Here is a 24,478-nt window from a genome sequence, read left to right as displayed (position 1 = left end):
GATCGCGGCCGGATGGCGCGATCGGTCTTCGCCGACGGCCATGCGGCCGCAGCCTCCGGGCCGTTGCAGGGTGTCGGAGTGGGCCTGCGCTACCCCCATCACGAGCAGGTGCTCGCGTCGCCCGGAGCGGTCGATTTCTTCGAGATTCACGCCGAGAACTATCTGAGCGGCATCGCGCTCGACGATGCCCTCGAGATTCGGCGGAGCACCCCGCTCTCGATCCATGCGACCGGGCTGTCGCTCGGCTCGGCCCATGGCGTCAGCCGGGAGCATGTCGAACGGATCGCGGGGCTGTGCGCGCTGCTGGAACCGGCGCAGGTCTCGGATCATATCTCGTGGAGCGACACCGGCGGCGGTCATGTGCCCGACCTCCTGCCGCTGCCCTATACCGAAGAAGCCCTGGACGTTTGCGCCGTCGCCATCCAGCAGGTGCAGGATGGGCTTCGGCGCCGGATCCTCGTCGAGAATCCGTCGCGCTATCTCGCCTATGCGGAGGCCGACTTCTCCGAGGCTCAGTTTCTTGCCGAGCTTGTCGATCGGACCGGCTGCGGCGTGCTTCTCGACCTCAACAACATCCTGGTCTCGGCGTCGAACCTCGGCCTGTCGCCGGCGTCCGAGCTCCGGCGTCTCCTGTCTGCGGTTCCAGCCGAGGCCATCGGCGAATTGCACGTCGCGGGCCATGCGATCGAGCCGATCGCCGGCGGCGGCACGCTTCGCATCGACGATCATGGCTCCGCGGTTTCGGCCGACGTGTGGCACATGCTCGACACGACGACCCGGACGATCGGCGCGCGCCCGGTGCTGGTGGAGTGGGACACGAACATTCCCGCGTTCGAGACGCTGTGCGCGGAAGCCTCGAAGGCGCGGCATATCGTTTCCGCGATTCCAGAATATGCCCGTGCGGCTTGCTGAGCTGCAAAGCCGCTTCGCTGCGATCGTCACCGGCGACGGTGGCGATCCCGCGATGTTCGCCGCGGCGCCCGTGCCGATCGAGCGCGCGCTCGAGGTGCATCGCGCGACGATCGAGAGTGGCTTCGCGCGCGCGCTGGCGCTCGCCTTCCCCACCGTCGAGGCGCTGGTCGGGCCGGAACTCTTCCGGGTCATTGCGTTCGACTATCATCTGTCCAGACCCGAGACCGAGCCGACACTCGGCCGCTACGGCTTCGGTTTCGCGGATTTTCTCGTGGACTATGATCCGGTCCGCGCGCTGGCCTATCTGCCCGATACAGCGCGCCTCGATCTCGCGATCGAGCGCTGCCAGATGGCGCGCGATGGCGTCGAACCCTTCGCGATCGACCCGGCGGTGTCGATCGAGCTGCCGTCGTCGCTGGCGTTCCTGTTTTCGGATTTCCCGGTCGAGAAGATCCGATGGGCGATATTCGCGGGCGACGATCACGCGCTGGCCGAGCTCGACATGATTCCAGGCACGCGCGCCATCGCCGTGTGGAGATCAGGGCGCGCCGTGCTCGTCGACGCGCTCCCGCCCGCGGCGGCGGGCTTCGTCACGGCGCTGATGGCGGGCGCCACGGCGGACGATGCGCTCGCGTCGACCGTCGGGGAGCATGGCCCCGACATTTTGCCGGTTATCCGCAATCATGTTTTCGCGTCGCGGTTCGCGCGCGTCCGACCCCAGAATTGAAAGGGAGATCCATGACCGGCAGCTCGCTGCTCAAGCTTGTCGATCGCGCCTACGCCACGCTCGACCATGTGCCCCTCAGCGTTCCGCTGCTGATCGCCCGCATCGCGACGTTCAGCGTGTTCCTGCGCTCCGGGCTGGTGAAGCTGTCCGACTGGCAGGGGACGTTGATGCTGTTCCGGGACGAATATAAGGTGCCCGTCCTTCCGCCCGAGCTTGCGGCCTATATGGCGGCCGGGATGGAGCTTGGCTGCTCGACGCTGATCCTCCTCGGCCTTCTGACGCGGATTTCCGTGCTGGGGCTCTTCGGGATGATCGCGACGATCCAGATCTTCGTCTATCCGACGGCCTGGCCCGACCATATCCAATGGACCGGCTTCATGCTCTTCCTGCTGCTGCGCGGGCCGGGCATGTTCTCGATCGATCACCTGGTCGCGAGGCGACGGTTGGCCTGAAGGAGCAATCGCCGCCGCCGGCAAGTCCATGGCACCGGCCGCTGTTCACCGCCTTCGCCGATCGCCTGTCGGCGCCCGCGGCCTGTCCGACCGCGGGCACCATCATGGATCAGGCGGCCGCGCCGGAGCGATGCGGCAGCACCCAGTCGGGACGCGGGAAGTGGCAGCTATAGCCGTTCGGAATCCGCTCCAGATAATCCTGGTGCTCGGGCTCCGCCTCCCAAAACGGCCCGACGGGCTCCACCTCGGTCACGACCTTGCCCGGCCACAGCCCGGACGCGTTGACGTCGGCGATCGTGTCCTCCGCAACGGCCTTCTGCGCGTCGCTCGTGTAATAGATGGCGGAGCGATAGCTCGATCCGCGATCATTTCCCTGACGGTCGCGCGTGGTCGGATCGTGAATCTGGAAGAAGAATTCGAGCAGCTTGCGGTACGATGTCCGTTCGGGATCGAAGAGGATTTCGATCGCCTCGGCATGGCTGCCGTGGTTGCGATAGGTCGCGTTGGGCACGTCGCCGCCGGTATAGCCGACGCGGGTCGAGACGACGCCCCGCATCTTGCGGATCAGATCCTGCATACCCCAGAAGCAGCCACCGGCCAGCACTGCGCGTTCGGTGCTCATTGAACGTCCTCCACCTGGTTCAGATAATCGCCGTACCCCTGGGCTTCCATCTCGGCCTTCGGCACGAATCGCAGCGACGCCGAGTTGATGCAGTAGCGCAGGCCCCCGCGATCACGCGGGCCGTCCGTGAACACATGCCCGAGGTGGCTGTCGCCATGCGTCGAGCGGACCTCGGTGCGGATCATGCCGTGGCTCGTGTCGTGCAGCTCCGCGACGTTCGCCGGCTCGATCGGCTTGGTGAAGCTCGGCCAGCCGCACCCGGACTCATATTTGTCGCTGCTCGCGAACAAGGGTTCGCCCGAGACGATGTCGACGTAGATTCCGGCCTGCTTGTTGTTCACATACTCGCCGGTCCCCGGACGCTCGGTCCCGCTTTGCTGCGTGACGCGATATTGTTCGGGCGTCAGCCGCGCGATCACCGTTTCGCTTTTCTCATATTTGGCCATGCTATCCTCCTTCAAATTCCTTGATGCGAAGATGGGGATCAGGTCCGGCGGTGTCCAATGCGCGCTCGCCATAGGTTCGATGCAGCCGCGCGTTGGGAAGCAGCGTGGCGCGCGAGCGCCTGGGGTGGCGCATTGGTGTTGCCGCTGGTGATGCTCGGCATGATCGACGCGTCGATCACGCGCAGTCCATCGATCCGGCGCGTTCGACGCCGCAGACTTGTTTTTCAAACGTGAAGGCGGCGGCGAAACACGCCAGCGCCGCCTTTTGTCGGCCTATTTCTTCGCGGCCAGCCCCGAAGGCTCGGATACCGATTGGAGATAGGCGACGATGAGCCGGCGCTGCGCCGGATCGTCGACCTGTAGAAACATCTTGCTGCCTGGCGCCATCTTCTGGGTGCCGGAGAGCCATTGGTCGAGCCGGGCCGGAGTCCAGCCGCCCCCGAGCTTCTTCAGCGCCGGGGAATAGCTGTAGGTGGGCACGCTGGCGACGGGCCGTCCGACCACGTTCTGCAGCCGCGGCCCGATCCGGTCGGCGTCCACCGAGTGGCAAGCGGTGCATTTGGTCTTGAACAGCGCCTGGCCTGCCGCCGCGTCATCGGCGGCGATGCCGGGGCGTGCGGCGATGACGAGCGCGAGAACGCCGGCCGTCGCCGCCGTGCTGAGGCGAAGCGCCAGGGACAACGAAGGGCGCATCACGATTCTCCTCAGGCGAAGAGGTAGGCGGCGGCCGGAATGGGTGTTCCGGCGGCGTTGTTGAGCGTCGTCCAGTGGACGGCTTCGTCCGCCGAGATCGAGCCGAACAGCCTGGCGATCTGGGGATCCTTCAGCGCGTTGATCTGGCCGATATAGGCACTGGCGGCGCCACGCTCGAGCGTGGTCGCGAGCGCCACGATATCGCTTTCCGATTTGAGCGTTCCGAGCTTCAGGTCGGCGATATAATCCGCATCCGTCTTCGGCTGGACCGGATGGCCGCCCATCTGCGTGACGAGCTTGGCGAGCGAGTCCCGATGCTGCTGGTGATGGCCCATGAAGGTGAGCGCGACCTTGAGCGTGCTCGCGGAGAGCAGGCCGCTCTTGCCCGCGATCCGGTAGGCGGCGATCCCCTCATGTTCGATCGCGAGAGCGGTCTGGATGACGCCCACATCGTTCGAGGGACGATCCGCGGCATCCGCCCGCGCGGTCGTCATGCCGATCGCGCCGATGCCGAGCGTCACCACGCCGGCACCGGCAAGGAAGTTACGACGATCGCCGACAGCTCCGCGCTGGATCAAGCCCATTGTCCCGTCTCCGAACTATGCGGTGAACGGAAAGATCGACGCTCGGGCGACGATCCCCATGTTCACTGCTTCTGGATTCAACACTCGTCGTTTGGAGGGAGGCGGTTACAGACGCGAAGCCGTAAAAATGCTTTCATTCAATCGGAAATGACCTGCCCAAGGCGCTTCAGGCCGCGGTGAATGTTCACCTTGACCAGCGATGTCGACTGGCCGGACACGCTCGCGGCTTCCTCGACGGTGGCGCCGTCGAGCTTGACCAGCTTGATGACCTGCGCCTGTGCCGGCTTCACCTCGGAAAGGAGGGCGTCGAGCAGGATCGCCGCACGCGCTGCGGGGCCATGATCGGGAACCGGAACCTCGATCTCGCCGAGACTGTCCGGGCTACGCAGATGTCCGCGCAACTGATCGATCCATTTGAACCGCGCGATCGTCTTCAGCCACGGCGTCATCGGCGCATTGGCTTCGTATTTCCGCTTGTGGACGTGGATCGCCAGAAGCGCTTCCTGCGTGGCGTCCTCAGCGGCGGCCGGCGGAAGCCTCTTGTGGAAATATCGGGAGAGCCACTGGCTCACCTCGCCCATCAGTTGCGCATAGGCGCGCTCGTCGCCGGCCTGGGCCGCGATCATCAGTCCATTCCACCGATCATCGATGGAATTTCCCGGCTTTTGCTGATTGGCTTCGATCTCGCTCGGAGAACGCGGCGCAGCACTCTTGAACAGTCCGGCCATTCGAACCCCTCGTCCTTCGGCCGAACGGCAAGGCGCGGGTCGGAGTCAGTTGGACGAGACCCGGCAACCCGCGCCCAGTAGCTGAGCCGGCTGCTCCAAATCTGTAACTGCATCCAACACTAAGCGTCGCCGAAAACGACCCTATTTCCCAATAGGACGGAGCGCGCGGGAACTTGTCGTGCGCGTTCGTCCTGAGATGATAATGGCCAGTGAATGAAGTCGTTTCCATTGCTTTGCGGGCGCAAGGGGCAACTTTGGACGGGAGCGCACGGGGGATGGATAATACCGCACACGAACCAATGCGGACGCATCTCCGAAGCGCGGCCGGGCGAGCGACTCGCGCCGCCGGCGGCATGTCCGGGGCCGCAGGCCCGCTCGTGGCCGGTAACGGGGCGGATACACCTCGGCATTAGTGCGGTGTGTTCCGTTTCGGAGCGGATAGGGTGGCTGCCGCGCCTACGCTTTGCGCGGGCGACGTAACGAAAAGGGGGGAACGCGCGTGAAGGTTGTGCGGCCACCGAAGCCTGGCGCCCAGATCGGAGGCGCGTGCTGCGTGGCGAGCGGCAGGTGACGTCGGGACGGCAGGCGCCCTTTCAGCTATCCGCGCTTTGGAAGCCGATGGGCGGATCGTCGCGACGGATAGAGGGGCTGGAGCGAATATGGTCTCACTGAGCGGCACCGTCGCCCGCGAGCGCGCCATCTATCCGCGTCCGATCAGCGCCATGCCCGACATCGTGATGCTCAGGATACCGTCCGAATTTCGCAGGCCCGAGCTGGTGCCGGGCCGCCATCATCCGATCCTGGTCGAAACCATCGAGGAACAGCACGAGCTGGAGCTGTTCCTCGACCAGGAGCGCGACGCGCCGTGCGCGCCGGACCTGCTCGATACGCGTCCATCCACGCTCCAGGTCGAGCAGGTCGCGATCGCGCATTACGCCCCACCGGCAGCCGGCTGGCCCTATGTCCTCTTGTGCCGCTGGCCGGCCGATCTTGCCGCGGCGGCGCCCGAGGAATTGCGGATATTCGCGCGTGGTGCCTACACGATCGAGCTTTTCGAAGATCGCGAGCAGCTCGAACGGGCGTCGGAGCGCGTGCTGGCATTGCTCGGGCGGCGGCGCAGGACATATGTCGAGGTCATTCCGCCGGATTGGTCCGCGGCGCCCGACGGGACGCGCCATTGATGTAACTCTGGAGGGGCGTGGCCCGAGTAGGGGCGAAAGCGTCCTGATCCGGAGACATGCATTGCCCGAAGCCGAAGCGCGCATCGCCACCCTCGAATCCAGTCGCTATCTGACGGAGCTGGCAAGGGCGTGGAATCACACCTATCCCGTTCGCTTCGATGCGCTGACGGCCGAGGTCGAGCTTCCGGGCGCGCAGCTCGTCATGACCGCCGATGGCGACAGCCTGACATTGCGGCTGATCGGCACCGGCGAGGACGGGTTCGAAGCGACCAAGGTCTTGGTCGCGCGGCACGTCGACCGGGTGGCCGAACGCGACGCCGGGGTCCGGTGCGTCTGGCACGACGTCTTCTGACACGCCTTCACGCAGAGCCGGCGGCTGTCATGATTACGGTCCATCACCTGAACGAATCCCGATCGCAGCGGATACTCTGGCTGCTCGAGGAACTCGCGGTGCCCTACGAGATCCAGTTCTACTGGCGCGACGTACACAGGATGGCGCCGGCCGAGCTTCGCGGCGCCCATCCGCTCGGAAAGTCGCCGGTCATCACCGACGATGGCCGCGCGATCGCGGAATCGGGGGGCATCGTCGACTATGTCGCGCGTCATTACGACGGCGGGCGGGAGCGATCCTGATCTGATCGCCGGCCGATCCGGGGCGCGCAAGCGCCACTCACCCGACAATCGATGGCCCACCAGCCGGCCGGCAAGACAATGCCGGTCCGCGGGTGGTAAGATTTCGGCGGGCAACGGAGCGTCTGGAATTGCGAGATTAAATAAAGACTTCGGGGTGAAAGGATAAGTCAATGGCAACGTCGACACTCGATGCGCTGCTCGGTGCGCTTGCGGTCGAGATCGAGGCCTTCGCGATCTGCGAAATCGGAGACGAGGTCGCGCTCATATTTCCGCCCATCGACGCGATCGAGGTCCACCATATTCTCGAGGGGACGCTTCATCTCACGATCGGGGACAACGAGCCCGTCGAGGCCGGCCCCGGCTCGATGCTGATCGTGCCGCCGGGCGTCGTGCAGCATCTGGCGGCATCGAGGAACAGCAGCGAGAGCCGGATGGCGGCGGACGCCTGCACGCCCGTTCGCGACGGTATGCTCTTCGTCGATGTGACGGACGGCAAGGAAGCCACGTTGCGGATCGCATGTGGCGCCGTCGTGGCCGATCCGAGCGGATCCTATGGCCCGTTGCAGAGCCTGACGCGTCCGGTGTCGGAAAATCTTTCGGACGTCACGGTCGTCTCGGCGGCATTCGCCACGCTGCTCGAGGAGGTCGCGGCCCCGACCGAAGGCACGAGAGCGCTCACCAGCGCGCTCATGAAGGCCTGCCTCGTCGTGCTCCTGCGCCGGCATCTCCAGACGAGCCGCATAGCCGGCACCGCGCCCGCCATGTTCCACGATGCGCGCGTGAGCCGTGCGATCGCGGCCGTGCTCGACCGGCCCGCGGCGCCGCATTCGGTCACGAGCCTGGCGAAGGAAGCCGGCATGAGCCGCTCCGCCTTCGCGCGCGAGTTCAAGAATGCGCTCGACGTGACGCCGATGGATTTCGTCGCGCGGGTCCGTCTGAACCTTGCGCATCGGCTTCTGCTCACGACCGGCATCCGGGTCGAGCGCATCGCGGTTGCGGTGGGCTTCAGCAGTCGCAGCCATTTCAGCCGGCTCTTCCGCGAGCATTATGGCAGCGATCCGTCGACCTACCGGCGTTCCAAGGTGGACGCCGAATAGGCGCCGGGCACGGGCATCGGCGTCTCGGCGCCCGGCCTCGCCACCGCAATAGAAGGCGGGGCCATGGGCGGCCAGCTCGGCAAAATCCCGGAGCCTTCCGTCGGTGACGATGCGCCGGCGGACTGTAACCATAATGCGCCGTCGCGCGGTAAGAGGAGTGCCCACCGGCGATCGCGCACGCCGGATGGGATCGCGGCCGGGTCATGGCGTGATCCGAGACGGAAGAAGGTTGTATATCATGCGAGCGTTCATCGATTTCGAGGCATCCTCGCTCGGACCGCATGGCTATCCGATCGAGGTCGCCTGGGTCTTCGAGGACGGCCGGTCGGCCTCCTTTCTCATCGCGCCGATCGACGGGTGGACTGACTGGAATCCGGCCGCCGAGAGGGCTCACGGCATCTCACGCGCGCAACTGGCGCGCGAAGGCGTGGCGGCGCCCCTCGTCGCACGGCACCTCGTCGATGAGCTCGCCGGGCATCAGGTTCTCACGAGCGCGCCCTCCTGGGATGCCAGGTGGATGAGCCGGCTCCTGTGCGCGGGCGGGCTGCCCCCCTGCGCCGTCCGCGTCGCCGATACCGATGCGGCTCTCCTCGAACTTGCCGCGGCGCTCCTCGCGCCGGCGCTGCCCTCATCGCAAGTCCACCGCGCGAGCCGCCAGATCATGGCATCCGCGGGCGATCGCTTCGTCGGGCGCAGGCGCGCGCACCGCCCGCTCGCGGACGCCGAGCTCGAACGCGACCGCTGGCTGACGGTTTGCCGCCTCGCGCGCGCCTATGCCGGTCTCTCGACGGACGATCGCGCCGCCCGGCCTCCGGCCGCGTCGCGCGAGGCCAATCTGTTTCTCCATCCGCGGGTTTATCCGCGGACCAGCCTCGACCGGCCCGGCGCCGAATGGAGAGCCTCATGATCCGCTTCCATTTTTACCCGACACCCAATCCGATGAAGGTGGCGCTCCTGCTTGAGGGGGCGCGGCGCGCGTTATTCCCGTCGAACTATCCGGCGGCCGAAAACCCTTCGACCATGCTCCATGAGCGACACGTCGCCGCGATCCATCTCCGTCACCAGCATCCGGCGGGCGCGGAGGGGGGCGAGGCATGAAGATCAACGGCAAGCGCGTCCTCATCACCGGCGGGTCGAGCGGCATCGGCCTCGCGCTCGCCCGCGTCCTGCTGCTGAGGGGCGCTCATGTCGCGATCAGCGGCCGGCGGCCGGACGTCGTCGCCGAAGCCGTTCGGACGCTGCATCCGATCGGCGCCGCGGTTCATGGGATCGCGGCTGACGTCGCCACGGACGAAGGGCGTGCCGCCACACTCGAACTGGCCCTGTCCGCGCTGGGCGGCCTCGATATGCTCGTGAACAATGCCGGCGGCGTCAGGGCCGGGCGTCTGGAGACGATCGACGAGACGGAACTGCTCGCGATGATCGACGTAGGCCTCGTCGCGCCGATCCTGCTGACGCGCGCCGCCCTGCCGGCGCTGCGCGCCAGCGGGGACGCCGTGGTGGTGAACGTCTCCTCCGGCATCGCGCTCGTCGGTGCCCCGTTCTACGCGACCTATGCCGCGGTAAAGGCGGGGCTCGCCCATTTCGGCGAAGCGCTGCGGCGCGAGCTCAAGGGTGAGGGCGTCCACGTCCTGACGGTCTATCCCGGCGGGACCGACACCCCGATGATGCGGACGAACCGGGCAGGCGCTGAGCTTGGCTTCTCGCGCGAGCCGGCCTCCGCCGTCGCCGAGGCGATCGTCGAGGCCATCGAGACCGATCGGCACGAGGTCGTCCGAGGGGGCGAGGCCCGCCTCCAGATGATCGCGCTCAACCGCGCGGACCCATCGGCCGTAGATGAACGCTTTGCAGGCCTGAAGCCGGCGCTCGAAGACGCCGTCCGGGATCATTCGGCGCTGTGACCGCGAGGGACGTGAAACCAGGGGCGCACCCATGATGCTGCAAGCCAACGACATCTTCCCGTCGCTCGACTTTCCGCGCGCCGGCGGCGGCGAGATCCATTTGCCCGCCGACCTTGCCGGCGGCTTCGGGGTGGTCCTGTTCTATCGGGGGGCGTGGAGCGAGGTCTGCGTGGCCCAGCTCGACGATTTCTCGCGTGACGCGGACAAGCTTCTCAGCGAGGGCATCAGGATCGTCTCGATCTCGGCCGACAAGCGTGAAACCTCGGAGGCTCTCGTCGAGAGCCACAAGCTCGCGTTTCCCGTGGCCTATTGCACCGACGTGCGCGCGGTATCCGCCGTCACCGGCGTCCCGATCAACGAGGACGGCGTCTATTTCGAGGCCACCGGGTTCATCGTCGATCCCGAGGGCCGAATCCAGTTCTCGGTCTATTCGACCTATGACGCCGTCGACGATCGCATCGTGACGGCGATCTCGTCCAGCGTCCCGATCACGCGCCTCTACCCCGACGATGTCTTGAATCTGGTCCGGCACGTCAAATCCCCGAAGCGCTGAGGACCGGCGCGGCCGGACCCGCTCGGGTATTTTCGGCGCCGTCGCTTTCGCACCTGGAGTATCATCGTCATGCTGCAAAACGGACACGTCTTTCCCACGCTCACCTTCGCGCGCGCCGGCGGCGGCGAGATCCGTCTGCCGGGCGACCTCACCGGCGGGTTCGGCGTGATCCTGTTCCATCGCGGCGCATGGTGCCCCTACTGCAACGCATAGCTCGCGGCGTATGAGGTGGCCGGGCACGAATTCGCGCGGGAGCATATCAAGGTCATCTCGGTCTCCGCCGACGATCGCGAAACCTCCGAGGCGCTGGTCGAAAAGCACCATCTCAGCTTTCCCGTCGGGTACGGCGCGGACCCGAAGGCGGTCTCCGCCGTCACGGGCGCCGCGATCAACGAGAAGCCCTATTGTCTCCAGGCGACGGGCTTCATCCTCGATGCCGAGGGCCGGATCGTGACCGCCGTCTATTCGACGCGCGCGATCGGCCGGCTGAACCCGGACGATGTGCTCGGCTTCGTCCGCTATCTGAAGTGCAGGAGCTGAAGCCCGCCTCAGCGACAGGCCGATACCGATATCGATCGCGGGCCGGCCTGTACGAGAGGGGAGGCGCCTATCCCCGATCCCGGAGGCGCTCGATCGGCGATCATGCTATGATGTCGGTGCCCGGCCGGTGATGATGGCCGGATCGCGCGGCCGCGGCGGCGCAGCCTCGGTGGGGCGCCGGTCCGGGGCGTTGCGATGTGCCCGCGACGATGCGGATGCCCAAAAAAATCGGCGCGCGCGTGTAACCGAAGAGGTGCCGCGGCTGGTTGGTTCATTGAGCATGGCGCCGCGTTCGTGCGGCCACGGCGGGCCGTTTCGCCGGCCGCTGCCCGTGACATCCGGGCGCGGCCCAGGGAGGTGGCAGATGAAAGCGATCGTGGTGACGGACGAGGCCGCCGGAACGGGCGGGATGACGCTTGCGGACCGACCCGTGCCGGAGGCGGGCATCAACGACGTGATCGGGGGCACGCGGTCCGCACGGATCGCCCGCCCCTGATCGGCCACGCACGCCGCAGCCGCCATTTGATCGACCCGACAGAAGACCCAAGGAGACTTCCAGTGAAGGCAATCGTGGTAACCGACCAGGCCGCGGGCACGAAGGGGATGAAGCTGATGGAGCGGCCCGATCCGCAGCCGTCCATCAACGACGTCGTCGTGCGGGTTCACGCCTCGGGCTTCGTCAACACCGAGCTTGACTGGCCCTCGACCTGGGCCGATCGCCGCGACCGCGATCGGACGCCCTCGATCCCCGGCCATGAGCTCGCCGGCGTCGTCACCGCGCTCGGCTATGGGACGACCGGCCTGTCGATCGGACAGCGTGTGTTCGGGCTCGCCGACTGGTATCGCGACGGAAGCTTCGCCGAATATATCGCGATCGAGGCGCGCAATCTCGCGCCGCTGCCCGGCGACGTCGACTTCGCCGCGGGCGCGAGCCTGCCGATCTCGGGCCTGACGGCGTGGCAGGGGCTCGTGATCCACGGCCGTCTCGAGCCCGGCCAGCGGATCATCGCCCACGGCGCCGCCGGTGCGGTCGGAGCGATCGTGACCCAGCTCGCGCGTGAGCTGGGCGGCTACGTCATCGGCACCGGACGCGCCGCCGACCGCGACGTGGCGCTGGGCTTCGGCGCGAACGAGTTCGTCGATCTCGACAATGAGTCCCTCGAGGCCGTCGGTGAGGTCGATCTGGTGCTCGACCTGATCGGCGGCGAGATCGGCAAGCGGTCCGCCAGGCTCGTCCGGGCCGGCGGCCGGATGGTCTCGATCGTCGGGCCGATCGAGGAGCCTCTGAAGGACGGCGTCGCGATCGACTTCGTCGTCGAGGCCGACCGCGCGCAACTGACCGAGATCATCAACCGCGTGCGCGACGGGCGCCTCAGGACGAACATCGGCACGATCGCCTCGCTCGACGACGCCGTCGCCGCCTTCAACCCGACCGAGCGTCGGCCGGGCAAGACGGTCATCCGCGTCCGTCCGTAAGGGCGGGCTCGCTCGGGCTCGCGCAGGATGGGGCAGCGCCGTGTGTCCCGACCATCGGTCGTGCAGCATATTCTCCGATGCGGGGGCGGCGGCGGCGCGGCGGGAGCGGGGCGTTCAGCACTTCAGGCGTGGGAGGTCTCATGTCCGCCGTCGATTGGCTGAGCCGACTCCTCGAGATGATTACGGTCAAGGGCAAGCTCGAGGTGCGCTGCGCCTATGGCGCGCCATGGCGCGTCGCGTGGGATCGGTCCGCCATGCACGAGATTCCCTACCATGTCGTGCTCCGCGGCCGGGTCGTCATCGAGGATCCAGAGTCCGGGGCCGTGCGGAAGCTGGTCGGGGGGGACATCGTGCTGCTGCCGAGCGGCGCCCCCCATGTGCTCCACGACGGCAGCGGAACCGCGCCGGCGCCGACGCAGGAGCATCTTACATCCGCCGGCTGGGTGGTGAGCGAGAACGGCAGCGAAGGCGAACCGCTCGACATGCTGTGCGGCCGCTTCCTCATCGGGCCGCCGCATGATCGGCTGATGCGCAGCTATCTGCCCACCAACCTCGTGGTCCATGCGGCCGAAGCCGGGCCGGAGACCGGCGTCTCGCCCACGGCCTCGGCGCAACTGGCCAGCCTCATCGACATGATGCGGATGGAGTCCACCGGCGACAAGGCGGGCGGATACGCCATCCTCAACGCGCTCTCTTCGGCGCTCTTCGCCCTGGTGCTGCGCGCGGCCAGCGAAACCGACCAGGCACCGGAAGGCCTGCTGGCGCTCGCCGGCCACGCGCGACTCGGCCCCGCCATCTCGGCCATGTTCGCCGATCCAGCGCGTGCCTGGAGCCTGTCCGAGCTTGCCGAATCGTGCGGGATGTCGCGTGCGACCTTCAGCCGCCACTTCCAGGACAGGCTCGGCCGATCGGCGTTCGACCTGCTGGCCGACATCCGCATGAGCATCGCCGCGAACGAGCTGAAGAAGCCCGGAAAGGGCACCGAGGCGGTCGCCGACCTCGTCGGGTATCAGTCCGTCGCGGCCTTCCGCCGCATGTTCGCCGACAAGATGGGCATGACCGCGGGACAATGGCGCCGCCAGGCGCGCGCGAGCCAGTAGGCGCAGCGCTTATGATGGCGCGCGGCAGACCGAACGATTGTTCAGACCGCCGGCCCCCATGCTGCTGTCGCGGCCCGCCCCGGCGATCCGTTTTTCTTCCTCAATAAAGCCTGATGTGAAGCCCGCGCGACCGGAGCCCGTTCGCGCAAGCGAAGATGCACGCCCGCGATCGAGGCAGGTTTGAGCATATCGAGCAGCAAATTGAGCCTTGTGCGTCTCGAAAGACGCAATCGATCGCAGTAGAACCATCTCAACAACGGCACAGATAAAGGAGCTAGTCATGAAAAATGCTATCATAGATGCCATGCTGAGCCGCAGTTCGACTAAATATTATGATAAGAGCGCGACGCTAAGTGACGAGCAGATCAGTGATCTTGTGAAGATCGGGACTTCCGCGCCAACCTCTTTCCACTTGCAAAACTGGCGTTTCATTGCCGTGCGTTCGCCCGAGGCCAAGGCCCGGTTGCGCCCGATCGCGTGGGACCAGCCCGCGACATCCGAGGCCGCGGTGACCTTCATCGTCGTCGGCAAGATGGCGGATGCCAGCACCGTTCCGGCCTGCCTCGCGCCGGCCGTGGAAGCCGGGATCATGCCGGCCTCCATCATCCCGGACTGGGAGAACCCGGCGCGGGGTCTTTACGACGACGATGTCCAGCTCCAGCGCGACGAGGCGATCCGCACCGCCACCTTCGGCGCCGCCACGATCATCTACGCAGCCCGCTCGCTTGGCTGGGGCTCGACCCCGATGATCGGCTTCGACTTCGACGCGGTCGCCCGCGAATTCGATCTCGCCGACAATGAAATCCCCGTGATGCTTCTTTCTGTCGGGCCGGAGCGTCCGGGGAACTGGCCGCAGAAGCCACGGCTCCCGGTGCTGGACGTCCTCCAGTTCGCCTGACCCTCAACCCAAGCTTGCCGACCCCACAAGGAGAATGACCATGGCACGTTATGAAGTCCTCTCGCCCGATCAGGTTCCGGCCGATTCCAGGGGAACCCTCGATGCGTTCACCAAGACTATCGGGTTCACCCCGAACATGATGGCGGCCTTCGCGCAGAGCCCGATCGCGTTCAACGCCTGGGCGGCCCTGCTCGGCTCGCTCAGCAAGTCGCTCGACGTGAAGACGCGCGAAAGCATCGGCCTTGCGGTCTCCGAGGTGAACGGCTGCGATTATTGCCTGACCGTGCACAGCTTCACCGCCGAGCATATGGCGAAGATGTCGCCGGAGGAGATCGTGCTCGCCCGCAGGGGCCACGCGAACGATCCCAGGCGCGATGCGGCGGTCCAGTTCGCCCGCAGGGTCATCGAGACCCGTGGCAAGGTCGGCGACGCCGATCTGGCGGCTGTGCGCGCCGCCGGCTTCACCGAGGCGAACATCATCGAGATCGTGGCGCTCGTCGCGATGTATTCGCTGACCAACTTCTTCAACAACGTGTTCGATCCCGACAAGGATTTCCCCGCGGTCGCCGCGGCGGGCACGATCTGAGCGTGACGATCGTCAGGCCGGCGCTCTCCCGCTCCTTGGGCGCCTGAGGCGAGGCGATTGTAACCGGGAGCCCAGGCGCACCGAGCAGGATGTTCGGGATGCGCCTGGGTTTTCCCGCGATCGCGCTCCCGACGCCCGTCGACGGAGCCCGGCCATCGCGAAATCGCAACGGAGCGACAGCATGACGTTCAACATCCTGCACATCGATTGCAGCCCGCGCGAGGAGTCGCACAGTCGCGGACTGTCGGCCGCGATCGTCGAGATGCTTCTCGACGCGGCACCCGGCGGCCATGTCAGCCGGCGCGATCTCGGCGCCAGTCCGTTGCCGCACGCCACGGCCGACTATGCGACGACGCTTTCGTCGCCCTCGACGCTGGCGAGGCCTGTTCCGGGCTCGCTCGATCTCTCCGAGGAGCTTATCCGGGAAGTCGAGGCGGCGGACGCGATCGTCATCGGGACGCCGATGCACAACCTCACCGTCCCCTCGGTCCTGAAGGCGTGGATCGATCAGATCATGCGTGCCGGCCGCACCTTCAGGACGACGCCGACGGGCAAGACGGGAATGGTCACGGACCGCCCGGTGTACGTCGCCATCGCATCCGGCGGCACCTTCACGGGCGATCTGGCCAATCAGCCCGACTTCCTGACGCCCTATCTGACGACCGTGCTCGGCAGCATGGGCCTCAACTGCATCCAGTTCCTGTCGATCCAGGCGACCGCCTTCCTCGTCGGCGAAGCAGCGGCGGCGGCGCGCGAAAAGGCGCTCGCCACGATCGACCTGTCGGTGGTGGCCGAAAGCCCGCGCATCGCGGCGCAGGGCGGAGATTGAGCCCGTGAAGATCGTCGTCATAGGCGGCACCGGCCTGATCGGCTCGAAGATCGTCGCGATCCCGCGCACGCGCTGGCACGATAGTGGAAGGCAAAAGAGATGGAACAGTTTCCCCAGATCGGCGACCGGCTGATCGATCTTTCGGCCGCGCCCGACGCGGCCAGGGTCCGCGACTGGCTCGGGCCGGAGGCGTTCGGGCAGTGGCGTTCACTCGAGGGCTGGATCGACGAGAATTACCCCGGCGTGTTCGTCCCCGAATGGCTCAACGGCAAAAAGAGGGGGTGGTCGCGCCGCTACAAGAAGATCAGGGCGTTCTGCACCTTCGTTCCCGAATATCGGCGTTTCTCGGTCACCATCGTGTTCGGCGGCGCGGAGCGGGAGAAGTTCGAGGAACGTCGCTACACCTGGCGTCCGCAGTTGGTCGAGCGATACGACCGGGCGAAGATTTATCCCGACGGGATGTTCCTGACGCTTCCGATCGCCACCGCCGACGATCGACAGGAGATGATCGACCTTCTGGTCATGAAGCGCCCGCCGCATCAATCCGAAGGCTCGACGGCGATTGCGCCGAAGCGCCACGCCGTTCGGTTTCAGCGGGAGTGACTTTCTTTCGGTTCGGAGGCGCGCCGTGGGTCACGCAGGCCTACCGGCCGTAACGATCATGCTCATAGGCGAGGAGGTCTCAGCCGTCCGACAGATGCGCCGCGATCGCCGCGCGCAGCCGCGGAAGCAGCTCCATCTCGAACCAGGGATTGCGCCTCATCCAGCCGACGCTGCGCCACGATGGATGGGGGGTCGGGAAGATCGCAGGAGCGAAGCGCTCGAAGCTGCGCACCCGAGCGATCAGGGTGGAGCCCGCATCCCTGGGCAAATAATATTGCTGGGCATAGGATCCGACGAGGAGCGTGATCCGGTCGGCGGGAAGCAGATCCAGAATGCGGGCGTGCCACCGCGGCGCGCACTCCGGCCGGGGTGGCGCGTCTCCGCCGGCGGCCTTCCCCGGATAGCAGAATCCCATCGGCACCAGCGCCACCTTGGCCGGATCGTAGAATTGGTCCGCGCCGATCCCGGTCCATTCGCGCAAGCGATCGCCGCTGTCGTCAGCCCAGGGGATACCGCTCATATGCACCTTGGTGCCGGGCGCCTGCCCGATGATGAGAATGCGCGCGGAAGCGCTGAACTGCGTGATCGGGCGAGGCCCCAGCGGGAGATGCGGCGCGCAAAAGGTGCAGGCTGCCACTTCGGCCTGCAACGCGGGAACCTGATCCGGCATGTGCGAAATCGCTCAGACGCGCTCGAGCAGCGCGACGGTTCCCTGGCCGCCGTCCGCGCAGACGCTGATGATGGCCCGCGTCCCCGCCGGCCGCGTCCAGAGTTCCTTCACCGCCTGACTGAGATCGCGCGCGCCCGTGGCGCCGAACGGGTGCCCGATCGCGACCGAGCCTCCGTTGGGATTGACCCGGTCCCACGGGAAGGGGCCGAAATCCGTCGCGATGCCGGTCTTCGAGTGAATCCAGTCTGGGCGCTCGATCGCGGCGACATTCGCCAGCACCTGCGCGGCGAAGGCTTCGTGCAGCTCCCAGAGGCCGATATCCTCGAAGCGCAGGCCATGACGGGCAAGCAGACGCGGAATGGCGTAGGACGGCGCCATCAGCAGCCCCTCGACATGATGATCGACGGCCGCGATCTCGTAGTCGATGAGGCGCGCATAGGGGGTATTCTCCGGGAGCCGCGCGAGGCCGGCCTCGTTCGCGATCCAGCAGCCGGCGGCGCCGTCCGTGATCGGCGATGCATTCCCGGCGGTGATCGTGCCCATGCCGCTGGTCCTGTCGAAGGCCGGCTTGAGCGCGGAGAGCTTCTCCGCCGAGGTATCGGCGCGCGGGTTGGCATCGCGCCCAAGCTCGGGCAGCTTGATGACCAGATCGTCGAAGAACCCGTTGTTCCACCCGGCGACCGCACGCTGGTGACTCTTGAGCGCCCAGTCGTCCTGCGCCTCGCGGCCGATGTGCCACGCCTTCGCGGTTTCCTCCATATGATCGCCCATCGTTCGCCCGGTGATGCGGTTGGACCATCCCTTGACCGGCAGCAGATAATCCTGCGGCTGGAGCGATTGCAGCGCGGCCAGCGCTGCGGCGGGGTTCCGTCCGAACAGATCGGTCAGTCGCTTCGAGGCGTCGGCGGTCAACGCGATCGGCGGACGGCTCATAACCTCCGCGCCGCCCACCATGGCAAGGTCCGTCCCGCCACCCAACATGCCCGCGGCGGCAAAGGCGGCGGTCATGCTGGTCGAGCAGGCGAGCACGACCGAAAAGGCGGGGACGTTCGGGTTGAGCTTCGCGTCGAGCCACATCTCGCGTGCGATATTGCTCCAGCCGATATTGGGGATCACGCTTCCCCACACCACCAGGTCCGGCTCGGCGCGCACCGCCATTGCCTGGGCGACCGGCACCGAGAGGCCGATCGCGTCATAGTCGGCAAGGGCGCCCCCACCGCGTCCGAAGGGCGTGCGCAGGCCGGCAGCGACGAAGACGGGGTGCGGAAAACGGTGCATGGCGGCTCTCTTCCTCGGATGGCGCGATCAAACCGGCCGGGGGACGCATCACACAGGTCGCCCGACCTGGCATCGCGGACCATGGCCGTCAGTGTCTACTCCTGAACACGCGCCGATACATCCCGGGTTACATCCCCGGCGATCGGGTTCTTCACGGACAGCGTGCCGACATCGCTTCCCGGAAGGCCCAATTATCGAAAGAACCACATGACATGCTATGCCCCGCAGCGAGGGGAGTGTGTCGTCATGTCCGTCATCCGGCCGATCACCGAGCTTGATACGCATGAGGTCTTCAACCAGCCGCCGCCGTTCGAGGACGTGAATCTCTTCACCACCGACCATGCGCTCCGCGATGCGGTGGCGCGAGTGGGTGCCGCTGCTGCTGGCGAGCGGCTGACGGCGCTTGGCGCGCGGATCGGCTCGGCCGAGGTGATCGACTGGGGCGTCGAGGCCAATCGCAACCCGCCGGTGCTGGAGAGCTTCGACCGCTATGGCCGGCGGATCGACGAGGTGCGCTTCCATCCCGCCTATCACCGGCTGATGGCGCTGGGACTGGAGGCGGGGTTCGCCTCGGTCGCCTGGGACGGAACGGCTGTCGGCCATGTCCTCCACGCCGCGACCCTGTTCCTGACCGGCCAGCCCGACGCCGGCACGAGTTGCCCGATGACGATGACCTACGCCTCCGTCCCCGCGCTCCGTGTCGAGCCGGCGGTGGCGAAGGAATGGGTGCCGCGCATCCTTGCCGGCCGCTACGATCCGGCCTTCCGCCCGGCGGGGGAGAAAGCGGGCGTCACCATCGGCATGGCGATGACCGAGAAGCAGGGCGGCTCGGATGTCCGCGCCAACACCACGCGCGCCGAGCCGATCGCCGACGATGCGGGCTGGTATCGGCTGACCGGGCACAAATGGTTCTGCTCGGCGCCGATGTGCGACGCCTTTCTGACGCTCGCTTATGCGGAGGGCGGGCTCACCTGCTTTCTCGTGCCGCGCTGGCTGCCGGACGGGAACCGCAATGCCGGCTTCCGCGTGATGCGGCTCAAGGACAAGCTGGGGGACCGCTCCAACGCCTCTTCCGAGATCGAATATCATGGCGCGCTGGCCCGCCGGATCGGGGAGGAGGGGCGCGGCATCGCGACGATCCTGCGCATGGTGCAGCATACCCGGCTCGATTGCGTGGTGGGTTCGGCCGGCCAGATGCGCGCGGCGCTGGCGCAGGCCTTGTGGCACACGGCGTATCGCTCGGCCTTCCAGAAGCGGCTCGTCGACCAGCCGGCCATGGCAGCCGTGCTCGCCGATCTGGCGGTGGAGAGCGAGGCGGCGACGGCGATCGGGCTCCGCATCGCGCAGGCCTTCGACGAGGGCGATCCGTTGGCGCGGCTGCTCACGCCGCTCGCCAAATATTGGGTGTGCAAGCGCGCGCCGGGGCTCGTGACCGAGGCGATGGAGTGCCATGGCGGCGCCGGCTATATCGAGGCGGGGCCGATGCCGCGCCTGTTCCGCCAGTCTCCGCTGAACGCGATCTGGGAAGGCTCGGGCAACGTCATTGCGCTCGACCTGCTGCGGGCGATCGCCCGCGAGCCGGAGGGCGTCGAGGCGTTGCGGAGCTTCCTCGACGGCGCGCGGGGGCGGGATCGGCTCTATGATGCGTGGCTCGACGGCATCGACCTGCGGAACGCGGATGAAGGGCGGGCGCGGTTGCTGGCCGAGCGGCTGGCGCTGGCGGCGCAGGCGGCGGTGCTGCTGCTGTGGGAGAGCCCGATGGCGGAGCCGTTCTGCCGTCTGCGACTGGCGGAGCGCGGGATGGCCTATGGGGCGTTCGACGCGCCGGTGGATGTCCGTGCGATCATCGGGCGGGCGATGCCGTCCTAAATCTTCTTCGTCATCCCGGACTTGATCCGGGATCCAGGGCGGCAAGCGATGCCGTCCTTGGCTCTGGATCCCGGCCTGCGCCGGGATGACGCCATCCAACAGTTCTTCAACTGGATGGAATAAGAACTATGCGTTTCCCTGTTGAGCGCGATGGGCGCATTCGCCTTCGCGAGCCGGCCCCATCCGGTAGAAACGAAGGATATCCGACATGGCCCGCACTTTCCTCATTACCGGCGCCAGCAAGGGCATCGGCCGCGCCCTCTCGGAGCGGCTGGCGGCGGCCGGTCACAGCGTCGTCGGCATCGCGCGCGGCGCGGACGCGAGCTTTCCCGGCGCGCTCGTCTCGATCGATCTCAGCGATCGCGTCGCGACCGACGAGGCGCTGGCCGACCTCGCCCTGCGCCATGCCTTCGACGGCGTGGTCAACAATGTCGGGCTCGCGCGGATGCATCAGGTCGGCTCGATCGACCTGACCGACGTCGACGACATCTTCCGCACCAACATCCATCCGACCGTGCAGACCGTGAACGCGCTGCTCCCCGGCATGAAGGCGCGCGGCTGGGGGCGGATCGTCAACATCTCCAGCCTCGTGTCGCTCGGCTGGCGGGACCGTACCGCCTATGCCGCCGCCAAGGCCGCGATCAACAGCATGACACGCACCTGGGCGCTGGAGCTGGCCGGCACCGGCGTCACCGTCAACGGCGTCGCGCCCGGCCCGGTGGAGACCGAGCTGTTCCGCCAGAACACGCCGAAGGGCAGCGACGCGGAAAAGCGCTTCCTCTCGATGGTGCCGATGGGCCGCCTCGGCCAGCCCGATGAACTGGCGGCCGCCATCGCCTATTTCCTCTCGGAGGAAGCCAGCTTCACCACCGGGCAGACGCTGTTCGTCGATGGCGGCGCCTCGATCGGCAAGGCCGCCTGATCTTGCGATCGATCGGGGAGGGGAATAGATCGGTGTCGACTCATTTGCGAGGCAACTGGATGCCGACCGAGCCCCTCCTCGATACCGATCTGCTGCGCGCCTTCGTCGCGGTGGCGGAGACGGGCAGCTTCACCGCCGCCGCCGCGCTGGTCGGCCGGTCGCAGTCGGCGGTGAGCCAGAAGGTGATCCGGCTGGAGGAGATGCTGGAACGCAGCGTCTTCGCGCGCACCAGCCGGTCGCTGCGTCTGACGCCGGATGGCGAGCGTCTGCTGGTGGTGGCGCGGCAGATGCTGGCGCTCAACGACGATTTCCTGCGCGGCCTGCGCCGCCCGAGCGAGATCGGCACGCTTCGGCTCGGCATCTCGGAGAATCTGGTGCCGACGCAGTTGCCGAAGCTGCTCTCGCGCTTCTTCGCGCTGCATTCCTCGGTGCATCTGGAGCTGTCGACCGGGATCAGCGTCGAGCTGCTCGCGCGCCACAAGGACGGCAAGCTCGATGCCGTGGTGGCGCTGAGCCAGCCCGAGACGCCGGTGCGCTCGGGCCGCGTGCTGTGGCGCGAGCCGCTCGTCTGGATCGCGGCGGCGGATTATGAGCCCGATCCCGCCCAGCCCGCCCGCCTCGTGGTGATGCGGCCGCCCTGCACCTATCGCGCCGCGATGACCGACTCGCTCGATCGCGTCCGGCGCGACTGGGTGACCGCCTGCACCGCGAGCAGCCTCGCCGGGCTCCAGGCGGCGCTGACGGCGGGGATGGGGGTGACGGCGCTTGGGCAATCCTTCCTGCACGAGGGCGTCCGCATCCTGCGCGGCGATCGCTGGCCGGCGCTGCCCGTCGCGGAGATGACCGTGGTGGGCGAGGACGGGCCGGCCGGCGAGCTGGTCCGCGAGCTTTCCGTCTTCCTCGCCGACGGGATGATGGGCGGTTCGGCGCTGTCGCTCGCCGCCTGATCCGACAGCGCTGGAACTCGCGCCCGCGTGGTGGCAAGAGGCGCCGCAAATCCCGAGAGCATCAGGAGCCGTGATGACCTACACCGCCGCCGCCAACCGCTATGACGGCCAGATGCCCTATCGCCGCACCGGCCGCAGCGGCATCGACCTTCCCGCCATCTCGCTCGGCCTCTGGCAGAATTTCGGCGGCGCCGACGTGTTCGAAACCGGCCGCGCCATGCTGCGCCGCGCGTTCGACCGGGGCGTCACCCATTTCGACCTCGCGAACAATTACGGCCCGCCCTACGGCTCGGCCGAGGAGAATTTCGGCCGCGTGATGGCGACCGACTTCGCCGCGCATCGCGACGAGCTCATCATCTCGACCAAGGCCGGCTGGGACATGTGGCCGGGGCCGTATGGCGGCATCGGCGGCAGCAAGAAGTACCTCATCGCCAGCCTCGATCAGTCGCTGAAGCGGATGGGCGTCGATTATGTCGACATCTTCTACTCGCACCGCGTCGACCCCGAGACGCCGCTCGAAGAGACGATGCGCGCGCTCACCCAGATCCACCGGCAGGGCAAGGCGCTCTATGTCGGCATCTCCAGCTATTCGCCCGAGTTGACCCGCAAGGCCGCCGCCATCCTCGCGGAGGAGCGCGTGCCGCTGTTCATCCACCAGCCGAGCTATTCGATGCTCAACCGCTGGATCGAGGGGGGGCTGCTCGACACGCTGGAGGAGCTGGGCGCCGGCTGCATCGCCTTCTCGCCGCTGGCGCAGGGGATGCTGACGTCGAAATATCTGAACGGCGTGCCCGAGGATGCGCGCGCGGCAAAGGGCGGCTCGCTGGGCGAGAAGCTGCTGAGCGAGGAGAATATCGCCCGCATCCGCGCGCTGAACGCAATCGCCCGGCGTCGCGGCCAGACGCTCGCGCAGATGGCGATCGCGTGGGTGCTGCGCGACAGGCGCGTCACCTCGGCGCTGATCGGGGCACGCACCGTCGCCCAGCTCGACGACTCGCTCGATGCCGTGAAGAATCTCGCCTTCTCGCCAGAGGAACTGGCCGAGATCGACACCCATGCCACCGAAGGCGGCATCGATCTGTGGAAAACCTCCTCGACGATCGAGAAGGCCTGAATGCCGTAAGGGAAGGGAGCTTTCGGCGATGGCCGGAGGCTCCCGGTTCCCAGCCCGCCTCAGAGTCCAGGTGGACGAATCTCCGGTAACTCACTATATCGATCGGTATGGAAAGCAATGTCACCGCCGCCGTGCCGCGTGGCCGGCCGCGTGAATTCGACGCCCAGGAGGCGCTCGCGGCCGCGCTGCGCGTCTTCTGGCTGCGCGGCTATGAGGGCGCTTCGCTCACCGAGCTGACCGAGGCGATGGGCATCACGCGCCCCAGCCTCTACGCCTGCTATGGCAACAAGGAATCCCTGTTCCGCAAGGCGCTCGATCTCTACGAGCAGGAGAAGCTCGCTTATATGGGGGCCGCGCTGAATGCGCCGACCGCGCGCGAGGTGGCCGAGCGATTGCTGCACGGCGCGCTCGAGATGCAGAGGAGCACCAGCGATCCGAGGGGATGCCTGGGTGTCATCTCCAGCCTGGCCTGCGGGGCGGAGGCCGAGTCCATCAAGGCCGAGGTGATCGCGCGCCGGGCATCATCCGAAGCGGCGTTGATCCAGCGGTTCGAGCGCGCGCGCGACGAGGGCGATCTGCCCGATCATGTCGATCCGGCAGGGCTTGCCCGTTATCTCGGCGCCGTCATCCAGGGTATGCTGGTGCAGGCCAGCAGCGGCGTTTCCTGCAAGGATCTCAGCAAGCTGGTCGATACCGCGATGATGGTGTGGCCAAGCCGCTAGACCAAAACTACTAAGCGGTATAGAAATAGGTTGACGACTCTCGCTGCACTGCATTATATACCTGTCAGTATGAAATGACAGCTCGCCATCCGGCGGGGGCAGACGGGGAGCTTGCGCCATGCTCCAATACGGCAACTAATTCTGGCGCCGCGTCGGTGTGCGCGGCGTGGATATCATGATTGCGGGTGATCCGGCCGGCGAGGGTATCGCCGTCCGCTGATTGTCCGGGCGCCTCCGCCGATCGGGCGCGCGCCGATTTCGAACCATCAACGCCGTCTGGCGTGGGCCGCTTCGTGTGGCTCGCGGGGCGGCTTCGTGCATCCCTGCGGCCTCCCGGTGAGGCGCGGCCCCCGTGTCGCGCGTCCGTGGTGGCGGTCGTCTGTCTGAAAGGGAGA

32 protein-coding genes and 2 pseudogenes are annotated in these 24,478 nt (G+C 67.1%); 26 read left to right on the top strand and 8 right to left on the bottom strand.

The features are described from left to right. The first annotated feature begins 12 nt into the window (after window positions 1–12). Genes FHS98_RS05375 through FHS98_RS05365 form a run of 3 tightly spaced genes read left to right on the top strand, consistent with a single transcriptional unit; the run spans window position 13 to window position 2,091 of the window. Window positions 13–912, top strand: a complete 900-nt coding sequence (locus FHS98_RS05375; protein ID WP_167101158.1) for an MbnB/TglH/ChrH family RiPP precursor modification enzyme — start codon at window positions 13–15, stop codon at window positions 910–912. Then, the gene (locus tag FHS98_RS05370) at window positions 893–1,639 is read left to right on the top strand and encodes an HvfC/BufC family peptide modification chaperone (protein WP_208402024.1); all 747 of its coding nucleotides are present in this window, start codon (window positions 893–895) and stop codon (window positions 1,637–1,639) included. Before FHS98_RS05375 ends, FHS98_RS05370 begins: the two co-directional genes overlap by 20 nt. 11 nt (window positions 1,640–1,650) lie before the next feature. Beyond that, window positions 1,651–2,091, top strand: a complete 441-nt coding sequence (locus FHS98_RS05365) for a DoxX family protein (RefSeq protein ID WP_167101152.1) — start codon at window positions 1,651–1,653, stop codon at window positions 2,089–2,091. A gap of 109 nt (window positions 2,092–2,200) precedes the next feature. Here the strand turns inward: FHS98_RS05365 and msrA are convergent, their stop codons facing one another. From msrA to FHS98_RS05335, 6 genes and pseudogenes are all read right to left on the bottom strand, one after another. Then, complete coding sequence (msrA, locus tag FHS98_RS05360; protein WP_167101149.1) at window positions 2,201–2,713, bottom strand: peptide-methionine (S)-S-oxide reductase MsrA; 513 nt, start codon at window positions 2,711–2,713, stop codon at window positions 2,201–2,203. Then, a complete protein-coding gene (msrB, locus tag FHS98_RS05355; RefSeq protein ID WP_167101146.1) occupies window positions 2,710–3,159 on the bottom strand; it encodes a peptide-methionine (R)-S-oxide reductase MsrB in 450 nt (149 codons plus the stop codon). The genes msrA and msrB overlap by 4 nt, the downstream gene beginning before the upstream one ends. Before the next feature lie 38 nt (window positions 3,160–3,197). Beyond that, window positions 3,198–3,365, bottom strand: a pseudogene (locus FHS98_RS05350) (GMC oxidoreductase); the annotation flags it as partial. Between the two features lie 67 nt (window positions 3,366–3,432). Next, window positions 3,433–3,852, bottom strand: coding sequence for a c-type cytochrome (locus FHS98_RS05345; protein WP_167101742.1), 420 nt, complete (start codon window positions 3,850–3,852; stop codon window positions 3,433–3,435). An 11-nt stretch (window positions 3,853–3,863) separates the two neighbouring features. After that, window positions 3,864–4,436 (bottom strand): ferritin-like domain-containing protein, encoded by a 573-nt coding sequence (locus tag FHS98_RS05340; RefSeq protein ID WP_167101144.1) that lies wholly within the window; start codon window positions 4,434–4,436, stop codon window positions 3,864–3,866. Between the two features lie 137 nt (window positions 4,437–4,573). Beyond that, on the bottom strand, window positions 4,574–5,062 hold the full coding sequence (locus FHS98_RS05335; protein ID WP_167101142.1) for a sigma-70 family RNA polymerase sigma factor: 489 nt from the start codon (window positions 5,060–5,062) through the stop codon (window positions 4,574–4,576). A gap of 761 nt (window positions 5,063–5,823) precedes the next feature. Here FHS98_RS05335 and FHS98_RS05330 point away from each other — a divergent pair. From FHS98_RS05330 to FHS98_RS05250, 18 genes and pseudogenes are all read left to right on the top strand, one after another. Further along, a complete protein-coding gene (locus FHS98_RS05330; RefSeq protein ID WP_167101140.1) occupies window positions 5,824–6,345 on the top strand; it encodes a hypothetical protein in 522 nt (173 codons plus the stop codon). 61 nt (window positions 6,346–6,406) lie between these two features. Further along, window positions 6,407–6,697, top strand: coding sequence for a DUF2218 domain-containing protein (locus tag FHS98_RS05325; RefSeq protein WP_167101137.1), 291 nt, complete (start codon window positions 6,407–6,409; stop codon window positions 6,695–6,697). A 29-nt stretch (window positions 6,698–6,726) separates the two neighbouring features. Continuing rightward, window positions 6,727–6,960, top strand: a pseudogene (locus FHS98_RS05320) (glutathione S-transferase N-terminal domain-containing protein); the annotation flags it as partial. Window positions 6,961–7,148: 188 nt separating this feature from the next. Beyond that, window positions 7,149–8,075, top strand: coding sequence for a helix-turn-helix domain-containing protein (locus FHS98_RS05315; protein WP_167101134.1), 927 nt, complete (start codon window positions 7,149–7,151; stop codon window positions 8,073–8,075). A gap of 238 nt (window positions 8,076–8,313) precedes the next feature. Next, window positions 8,314–8,982: a transcriptional regulator gene (locus FHS98_RS05310; protein ID WP_243847866.1), complete on the top strand. Its 669-nt coding sequence runs from the start codon at window positions 8,314–8,316 to the stop codon at window positions 8,980–8,982. Then, a complete protein-coding gene (locus FHS98_RS05305) occupies window positions 8,979–9,173 on the top strand; it encodes a thioredoxin domain-containing protein (protein ID WP_167101129.1) in 195 nt (64 codons plus the stop codon). Before FHS98_RS05310 ends, FHS98_RS05305 begins: the two co-directional genes overlap by 4 nt. Then, complete coding sequence (locus FHS98_RS05300; RefSeq protein WP_167101127.1) at window positions 9,170–9,976, top strand: SDR family NAD(P)-dependent oxidoreductase; 807 nt, start codon at window positions 9,170–9,172, stop codon at window positions 9,974–9,976. Before FHS98_RS05305 ends, FHS98_RS05300 begins: the two co-directional genes overlap by 4 nt. Window positions 9,977–10,007: 31 nt before the next feature. Then, window positions 10,008–10,529, top strand: a complete 522-nt coding sequence (locus tag FHS98_RS05295) for a redoxin domain-containing protein (RefSeq protein WP_167101124.1) — start codon at window positions 10,008–10,010, stop codon at window positions 10,527–10,529. Between the two features lie 69 nt (window positions 10,530–10,598). Continuing rightward, window positions 10,599–10,742 (top strand): hypothetical protein, encoded by a 144-nt coding sequence (locus tag FHS98_RS19050; RefSeq protein WP_341786029.1) that lies wholly within the window; start codon window positions 10,599–10,601, stop codon window positions 10,740–10,742. 15 nt (window positions 10,743–10,757) lie between these two features. Further along, window positions 10,758–11,069 (top strand): peroxiredoxin family protein, encoded by a 312-nt coding sequence (locus FHS98_RS05290; RefSeq protein ID WP_341786028.1) that lies wholly within the window; start codon window positions 10,758–10,760, stop codon window positions 11,067–11,069. Window positions 11,070–11,433: 364 nt separating this feature from the next. Beyond that, window positions 11,434–11,565 carry a hypothetical protein gene (locus FHS98_RS18960; protein WP_279588256.1) on the top strand — a complete coding sequence of 44 codons (132 nt, stop codon included), beginning with the start codon at window positions 11,434–11,436 and terminating at the stop codon, window positions 11,563–11,565. A gap of 62 nt (window positions 11,566–11,627) precedes the next feature. After that, window positions 11,628–12,545 (top strand): alcohol dehydrogenase catalytic domain-containing protein, encoded by a 918-nt coding sequence (locus FHS98_RS05280; RefSeq protein ID WP_167101121.1) that lies wholly within the window; start codon window positions 11,628–11,630, stop codon window positions 12,543–12,545. A gap of 140 nt (window positions 12,546–12,685) precedes the next feature. Further along, entirely contained in the window at window positions 12,686–13,645 is a 960-nt protein-coding gene (locus FHS98_RS05275; RefSeq protein ID WP_167101118.1) for an AraC family transcriptional regulator, read from the top strand. A 280-nt stretch (window positions 13,646–13,925) separates the two neighbouring features. Then, window positions 13,926–14,543, top strand: a complete 618-nt coding sequence (locus tag FHS98_RS05270; protein WP_167101739.1) for a nitroreductase family protein — start codon at window positions 13,926–13,928, stop codon at window positions 14,541–14,543. Window positions 14,544–14,583: 40 nt separating this feature from the next. Beyond that, window positions 14,584–15,129 carry a carboxymuconolactone decarboxylase family protein gene (locus tag FHS98_RS05265; RefSeq protein WP_167101115.1) on the top strand — a complete coding sequence of 182 codons (546 nt, stop codon included), beginning with the start codon at window positions 14,584–14,586 and terminating at the stop codon, window positions 15,127–15,129. A 181-nt stretch (window positions 15,130–15,310) separates the two neighbouring features. Beyond that, window positions 15,311–15,958, top strand: coding sequence for an FMN-dependent NADH-azoreductase (locus FHS98_RS05260; protein ID WP_167101112.1), 648 nt, complete (start codon window positions 15,311–15,313; stop codon window positions 15,956–15,958). 4 nt (window positions 15,959–15,962) lie between these two features. Further along, complete coding sequence (locus FHS98_RS18955; RefSeq protein WP_279588255.1) at window positions 15,963–16,091, top strand: hypothetical protein; 129 nt, start codon at window positions 15,963–15,965, stop codon at window positions 16,089–16,091. Beyond that, entirely contained in the window at window positions 16,058–16,561 is a 504-nt protein-coding gene (locus FHS98_RS05250; protein WP_167101109.1) for a DUF3788 domain-containing protein, read from the top strand. Before FHS98_RS18955 ends, FHS98_RS05250 begins: the two co-directional genes overlap by 34 nt. A gap of 79 nt (window positions 16,562–16,640) precedes the next feature. Here FHS98_RS05250 and FHS98_RS05245 read toward each other — a convergent pair whose 3' ends face one another. Both FHS98_RS05245 and FHS98_RS05240 read right to left on the bottom strand, forming a co-directional pair. Continuing rightward, window positions 16,641–17,231, bottom strand: coding sequence for a uracil-DNA glycosylase family protein (locus FHS98_RS05245; RefSeq protein ID WP_167101106.1), 591 nt, complete (start codon window positions 17,229–17,231; stop codon window positions 16,641–16,643). 12 nt (window positions 17,232–17,243) lie between these two features. Further along, window positions 17,244–18,509, bottom strand: a complete 1,266-nt coding sequence (locus tag FHS98_RS05240) for a thiolase family protein (protein ID WP_167101103.1) — start codon at window positions 18,507–18,509, stop codon at window positions 17,244–17,246. 246 nt (window positions 18,510–18,755) lie between these two features. Between FHS98_RS05240 and FHS98_RS05235 the strand changes: the two genes are divergently transcribed. From FHS98_RS05235 to FHS98_RS05215, 5 genes are all read left to right on the top strand, one after another. Continuing rightward, a complete protein-coding gene (locus FHS98_RS05235) occupies window positions 18,756–20,378 on the top strand; it encodes an acyl-CoA dehydrogenase family protein (RefSeq protein WP_167101100.1) in 1,623 nt (540 codons plus the stop codon). Between the two features lie 208 nt (window positions 20,379–20,586). Continuing rightward, complete coding sequence (locus FHS98_RS05230; RefSeq protein WP_167101097.1) at window positions 20,587–21,300, top strand: SDR family oxidoreductase; 714 nt, start codon at window positions 20,587–20,589, stop codon at window positions 21,298–21,300. Between the two features lie 59 nt (window positions 21,301–21,359). Then, the gene (locus tag FHS98_RS05225; protein ID WP_167101094.1) at window positions 21,360–22,247 is read left to right on the top strand and encodes a LysR substrate-binding domain-containing protein; all 888 of its coding nucleotides are present in this window, start codon (window positions 21,360–21,362) and stop codon (window positions 22,245–22,247) included. A gap of 73 nt (window positions 22,248–22,320) precedes the next feature. Further along, a complete protein-coding gene (mgrA, locus tag FHS98_RS05220; RefSeq protein WP_167101091.1) occupies window positions 22,321–23,361 on the top strand; it encodes an L-glyceraldehyde 3-phosphate reductase in 1,041 nt (346 codons plus the stop codon). A gap of 107 nt (window positions 23,362–23,468) precedes the next feature. Beyond that, window positions 23,469–24,083, top strand: a complete 615-nt coding sequence (locus FHS98_RS05215) for a TetR/AcrR family transcriptional regulator (RefSeq protein WP_167101088.1) — start codon at window positions 23,469–23,471, stop codon at window positions 24,081–24,083. The last annotated feature ends 395 nt before the right edge of the window (window positions 24,084–24,478 follow it).

The sequence above is a fragment of the Sphingomonas oligoaromativorans genome (assembly GCF_011762195.1).
Lineage (GTDB): Bacteria > Pseudomonadota > Alphaproteobacteria > Sphingomonadales > Sphingomonadaceae > Solisphingomonas > Solisphingomonas oligoaromativorans.
The sequence above is the reverse complement of the archived record's forward strand: the minus strand, read 5'-3'. Positions and strand labels throughout refer to the sequence as shown.

What these genes read in the sequence shown, in the direction of transcription:
- FHS98_RS05245 (WP_167101106.1), bottom strand. Translation starts at nt 17,231, where the DNA reads ATGCCGGATCAGGTTCCCGCGTTGCAGGCCGAAGTGGCAGCCTGCACC.
- FHS98_RS19050 (WP_341786029.1), top strand. Translation starts at nt 10,599, where the DNA reads ATGCTGCAAAACGGACACGTCTTTCCCACGCTCACCTTCGCGCGCGCC.
- msrA (WP_167101149.1), bottom strand. Translation starts at nt 2,713, where the DNA reads ATGAGCACCGAACGCGCAGTGCTGGCCGGTGGCTGCTTCTGGGGTATG.
- FHS98_RS05305 (WP_167101129.1), top strand. Translation starts at nt 8,979, where the DNA reads ATGATCCGCTTCCATTTTTACCCGACACCCAATCCGATGAAGGTGGCG.
- FHS98_RS05215 (WP_167101088.1), top strand. Translation starts at nt 23,469, where the DNA reads ATGGAAAGCAATGTCACCGCCGCCGTGCCGCGTGGCCGGCCGCGTGAA.
- FHS98_RS05235 (WP_167101100.1), top strand. Translation starts at nt 18,756, where the DNA reads ATGTCCGTCATCCGGCCGATCACCGAGCTTGATACGCATGAGGTCTTC.
- FHS98_RS18960 (WP_279588256.1), top strand. Translation starts at nt 11,434, where the DNA reads ATGAAAGCGATCGTGGTGACGGACGAGGCCGCCGGAACGGGCGGGATG.
- FHS98_RS05330 (WP_167101140.1), top strand. Translation starts at nt 5,824, where the DNA reads ATGGTCTCACTGAGCGGCACCGTCGCCCGCGAGCGCGCCATCTATCCG.
- FHS98_RS05265 (WP_167101115.1), top strand. Translation starts at nt 14,584, where the DNA reads ATGGCACGTTATGAAGTCCTCTCGCCCGATCAGGTTCCGGCCGATTCC.
- FHS98_RS05275 (WP_167101118.1), top strand. Translation starts at nt 12,686, where the DNA reads ATGTCCGCCGTCGATTGGCTGAGCCGACTCCTCGAGATGATTACGGTC.
- FHS98_RS05230 (WP_167101097.1), top strand. Translation starts at nt 20,587, where the DNA reads ATGGCCCGCACTTTCCTCATTACCGGCGCCAGCAAGGGCATCGGCCGC.
- FHS98_RS05345 (WP_167101742.1), bottom strand. Translation starts at nt 3,852, where the DNA reads ATGCGCCCTTCGTTGTCCCTGGCGCTTCGCCTCAGCACGGCGGCGACG.
- FHS98_RS05340 (WP_167101144.1), bottom strand. Translation starts at nt 4,436, where the DNA reads ATGGGCTTGATCCAGCGCGGAGCTGTCGGCGATCGTCGTAACTTCCTT.
- FHS98_RS05370 (WP_208402024.1), top strand. Translation starts at nt 893, where the DNA reads ATGCCCGTGCGGCTTGCTGAGCTGCAAAGCCGCTTCGCTGCGATCGTC.
- FHS98_RS05260 (WP_167101112.1), top strand. Translation starts at nt 15,311, where the DNA reads ATGACGTTCAACATCCTGCACATCGATTGCAGCCCGCGCGAGGAGTCG.
- FHS98_RS05335 (WP_167101142.1), bottom strand. Translation starts at nt 5,062, where the DNA reads ATGATCGCGGCCCAGGCCGGCGACGAGCGCGCCTATGCGCAACTGATG.
- FHS98_RS05315 (WP_167101134.1), top strand. Translation starts at nt 7,149, where the DNA reads ATGGCAACGTCGACACTCGATGCGCTGCTCGGTGCGCTTGCGGTCGAG.
- FHS98_RS05250 (WP_167101109.1), top strand. Translation starts at nt 16,058, where the DNA reads ATGGAACAGTTTCCCCAGATCGGCGACCGGCTGATCGATCTTTCGGCC.
- FHS98_RS05365 (WP_167101152.1), top strand. Translation starts at nt 1,651, where the DNA reads ATGACCGGCAGCTCGCTGCTCAAGCTTGTCGATCGCGCCTACGCCACG.
- msrB (WP_167101146.1), bottom strand. Translation starts at nt 3,159, where the DNA reads ATGGCCAAATATGAGAAAAGCGAAACGGTGATCGCGCGGCTGACGCCC.
- FHS98_RS05225 (WP_167101094.1), top strand. Translation starts at nt 21,360, where the DNA reads ATGCCGACCGAGCCCCTCCTCGATACCGATCTGCTGCGCGCCTTCGTC.
- mgrA (WP_167101091.1), top strand. Translation starts at nt 22,321, where the DNA reads ATGACCTACACCGCCGCCGCCAACCGCTATGACGGCCAGATGCCCTAT.
- FHS98_RS05270 (WP_167101739.1), top strand. Translation starts at nt 13,926, where the DNA reads ATGAAAAATGCTATCATAGATGCCATGCTGAGCCGCAGTTCGACTAAA.
- FHS98_RS05240 (WP_167101103.1), bottom strand. Translation starts at nt 18,509, where the DNA reads ATGCACCGTTTTCCGCACCCCGTCTTCGTCGCTGCCGGCCTGCGCACG.
- FHS98_RS05310 (WP_243847866.1), top strand. Translation starts at nt 8,314, where the DNA reads ATGCGAGCGTTCATCGATTTCGAGGCATCCTCGCTCGGACCGCATGGC.
- FHS98_RS05295 (WP_167101124.1), top strand. Translation starts at nt 10,008, where the DNA reads ATGATGCTGCAAGCCAACGACATCTTCCCGTCGCTCGACTTTCCGCGC.
- FHS98_RS05375 (WP_167101158.1), top strand. Translation starts at nt 13, where the DNA reads ATGGCGCGATCGGTCTTCGCCGACGGCCATGCGGCCGCAGCCTCCGGG.
- FHS98_RS05300 (WP_167101127.1), top strand. Translation starts at nt 9,170, where the DNA reads ATGAAGATCAACGGCAAGCGCGTCCTCATCACCGGCGGGTCGAGCGGC.